Genomic DNA, 1,907 nt, shown 5'->3' on the forward strand with positions numbered 1-1,907 from the left:
GCGTGTGCATGGTACCTTCCCTGACGCTGAAGTGAAGGTTAAGCCGATGGTGACGCTCAGTAGCATCAATACCGACGCCAGCAAAGCACAGAAGGCGATTCTCGCCGGGATAGTTGAAGAGATGTTCGATGATGCCGGTAACTGGCTCGGAGTGGAATAAGGGGGATTTATGCGTGTAGAACTGACTATCGATAAAACCAAGCAGCTTCCCGCCGGTGCAGTCGAAGCATTTAGAGCGGAGTTTGAGAAAAGGCTTACCAAAGATTATCCGGACGCCAAGTTTAGCGTTCGACGAGCTGGCAATGATGGGCTGTCAGTTCTGGGCGGTTCGCCTGACGATAGAGAAGTGATAGATATGATGTTGCAGGATACGTGGGAAAGCGCGGACGACTGGTTTCAGCCATAAGTAACTCGTCATACTCTTATATCCCTGATATATCCCCAGTATTTGTGTTGCCCCCTTTCGGATCTATTATGCTCTGGGTTTTTAGGCATATGCCGATAGGGTACACACAGAAGCGTAACTAACTGAGATTAGTACGCGTAAATTATTTGCCGGGAAATATATTATTCAATAGGGAATGATATGACTCATGAGTTAACGCTAAATTTTACGGAAAATATATTCTACTCGACAAAAGAAGCGGTCACGATCAAGGAAGTGATAGCCTCTCTTCAAGGTTGGGAAGCAGTAATAAGGCAGTCTCAAGGTGTACTAAAAGAGCTGACTCATGCTAATATTTTGGATGTAACTGTACACGTTGAAAGGTTAGAGGCTGGCAGTTTATATGAAGATATTGTCATTAAAATCCTTTTTGGCAGCCAAGAAGAGTTAGACAAATTCCTCGAAGGCATTCATGCAAAAATCGGAGATGGGAAATTGAGAAATGCTCTGATATCAGCAGTGGTTGCATCTTTACTTGCATATGGACTTCTTCTTGCTAGCAAGGCTATGAGCCCAGACACCACAAGCCATTTCGAGGCAAACAACAACACAATTATAAATATCGGGGCTGGTGAGGCAAATATTTCTCCTGAACGGCTTCAATCTATTATTGAAAGCACGGTAACCAACAAAAAGGTTCTAGCTAAAGGAGCAGTGAAGACTCTTCAACCGGCGCGAAGTGATGAAAACGCAACCATGAGCATTGGGGTTGGAGCTTCTACGGTCACGATACCAGCTGAAACCATTAAACAAGCACCATCCGAAGTTTCTTTTGAAGCTGACACCTACACGCAGGATCATAGTGATGTAGATATCGAAATCAGAGCACTGGATTTAGATAATCCTGAAAAAGGATGGGCAGCAGTTATACCTGGCTTAATTGATCGAAGGGTTAAACTTGTTTTAGCTCCAGGGATAGACACGAAGAAACTCGCTGGCAGGTTTGCGTTCCGTTCTGACGTTACGATCACTTATAAATTAACAAATAAAGATAATGAATATAAACCTGTAGAGATATTTCTTAAGGACATTATTGAGTAAAATCCATACAGGTCTGTTACTTGTAGAAGCTCGAACCCGGCCACCGAGCCGGGTTTTTTGTGCCTGTAATCTGGCACTTATAAGGAATTGGTTTAATATCCAGTTAGCTGACGTAAGATTAGCAACAGATTCCTATCTCTCAAGCCCGCCGTTCTGACGGGCTTTTTTTTACTCTGGCTCACCGCCAAATGCTTGGCCCGGTGATCATTCGACAGTTGTTGCTTTCGTAAATTCTCCAGTCTTCGGATCATACGAATCACCAATACCGCCAGCAGCAGGGTCATCCACCCTGACAGCAATACAACCATCAGGCGGAGCCCATTCCTGAACACCGTCCCAGTCGATACGGTTGATAACAATGTTTGTTGAAATATCAATCACCGCGTAAGTGTAAGTTTCATCATCCATCATGCGTACTCCC

General features: G+C 44.3%; 3 protein-coding genes and 1 pseudogene. 3 read left to right on the top strand and 1 reads right to left on the bottom strand.

Annotation, left to right across the window (positions count from 1 at the left end; genetic code table 11):
- The first annotated feature begins 4 nt into the window (after positions 1 to 4).
- From J8X26_RS27195 to J8X26_RS27205, 3 genes are all read left to right on the top strand, one after another.
- Positions 5 to 160 carry a DinI-like family protein gene (locus J8X26_RS27195; RefSeq protein ID WP_307803531.1) on the top strand — a complete coding sequence of 52 codons (156 nt, stop codon included), beginning with the start codon at positions 5 to 7 and terminating at the stop codon, positions 158 to 160.
- A 9-nt stretch (positions 161 to 169) separates the two neighbouring features.
- Positions 170 to 406: a DinI-like family protein gene (locus tag J8X26_RS27200; protein WP_208952629.1), complete on the top strand. Its 237-nt coding sequence runs from the start codon at positions 170 to 172 to the stop codon at positions 404 to 406.
- A 180-nt stretch (positions 407 to 586) separates the two neighbouring features.
- The gene (locus J8X26_RS27205) at positions 587 to 1,486 is read left to right on the top strand and encodes a hypothetical protein (RefSeq protein WP_208952630.1); all 900 of its coding nucleotides are present in this window, start codon (positions 587 to 589) and stop codon (positions 1,484 to 1,486) included.
- A gap of 204 nt (positions 1,487 to 1,690) precedes the next feature.
- On the opposite strand, the pseudogene J8X26_RS27210 reads toward J8X26_RS27205, so the two are convergent.
- A pseudogene (locus tag J8X26_RS27210) lies at positions 1,691 to 1,907 on the bottom strand (hypothetical protein); the annotation flags it as partial.

Source organism: Rahnella sp. ChDrAdgB13 (assembly GCF_017655185.1).
GTDB lineage: Bacteria > Pseudomonadota > Gammaproteobacteria > Enterobacterales > Enterobacteriaceae > Rahnella > Rahnella contaminans.

Bases quoted from the DNA above. Each gene is read 5' to 3' on its own strand.
- J8X26_RS27200 (WP_208952629.1), top strand. From the start codon at position 170: ATGCGTGTAGAACTGACTATCGATAAAACCAAGCAGCTTCCCGCCGGT.
- J8X26_RS27205 (WP_208952630.1), top strand. From the start codon at position 587: ATGACTCATGAGTTAACGCTAAATTTTACGGAAAATATATTCTACTCG.